Raw genomic sequence first — 673 nt, 5'->3', positions numbered from 1 at the left:
GATGCAGATTTCAACATCAGTAAACTGGTTAACGTTTACCCGATGACGCCCTACCTGATCGAAAAAATGCGTGCAAAGCCGCTGGTGGCTCAAGCTAATTCTGCGCTGGATCGTGAACTACAAAGCTACGAATATCATATTGGCGTCGGCGACGTTCTGATGATTACCGTTTGGGATCACCCTGAACTGACCACTCCTGCCGGTACCTACCGCACCGCGGCGGACACGGGCAACTGGGTTCACTCCGACGGTACTATTTTCTACCCTTACATTGGTAAGGTAAAGGTAGCGGATAAAACGGTTACCCAGGTGCGCGATGAGATCATGACCCGCCTGGCGCAGTATATTGAATCCCCGCAGGTGGAAGTAAGCATTGCTGCATTCCGTTCACAAAAAGTGTACGTTTCTGGTGAAGTAGCGACCTCAGGCCAGCAAGCTGTCACTAACGTGCCGCTCACCATTCTGGATGCGATTAACAAAGCCGGTGGGCTGACGGAAAACGCAGACTGGCGCAACGTGGTGCTGACCCATAACGGGCAGGAAAAACGTATCTCCCTCCAGGCGCTGATGCAAAACGGCGACCTGTCTCAGAACCAACTTCTTTACCCCGGTGATATCCTTTATGTGCCGCGTAATGACGGCCTGAAGGTGTTTGTGATGGGGGAAGTGAAAA

At 52.0% G+C, this 673-nt stretch carries 1 protein-coding gene; it reads left to right on the top strand.

The annotated features are described in order from the left end of the window. On the top strand, positions 1 to 673 hold a 673-nt coding region (locus J5069_RS23775; protein ID WP_264646120.1), incomplete at both ends, for a polysaccharide export protein.

The organism is Candidatus Symbiopectobacterium sp. NZEC127 (assembly GCF_025962675.1).
In the GTDB taxonomy this organism is placed as follows: Bacteria; Pseudomonadota; Gammaproteobacteria; order Enterobacterales; family Enterobacteriaceae; genus Symbiopectobacterium.
Note: the sequence above shows the minus strand (reverse complement) of the source record. Positions and strands in the feature narration are given on the sequence as shown.